Source organism: Acetobacter malorum, from assembly GCF_002153605.1.
GTDB lineage: Bacteria > Pseudomonadota > Alphaproteobacteria > Acetobacterales > Acetobacteraceae > Acetobacter > Acetobacter malorum_A.
In genome coordinates, this window is the sequence record NZ_JOPG01000072.1 from 1 (window position 1) to 289 (window position 289).

A 289-nucleotide genomic window follows, 5' to 3' on the forward strand; every position below is an offset into this window, starting at 1 on the left:
TGCGTGCCTTTACGCAGGATGACGCCCATATTTTCTGCACGCCCGAACAGATGGAAAGTGAGACGCAGACGATTTGTGATCTGGTACTCTCGATTTATCGGGATTTCGGTTTCGAGGACGTCCGTATCAAGTTTTCCGACCGTCCGGAAAAACGGGTGGGATCGGATGAAATATGGGATCGGTCAGAAGCTGCGCTGCGCCATGGTGTCGAAGCTGCCGGGCTGACATACACCCACAATCCCGGCGAAGGCGCCTTCTACGGCCCGAAACTGGAGTTCGTGCTGCGGGA

The 289-nt window shown here is 55.7% G+C and carries 1 protein-coding gene; it reads left to right on the forward strand.

The window, feature by feature from the left end; translation table 11 throughout:
- The coding region (locus HK23_RS13940) for an aminoacyl--tRNA ligase-related protein (RefSeq protein ID WP_373270335.1) at positions 1–289 on the forward strand (289 nt) is incomplete at both ends.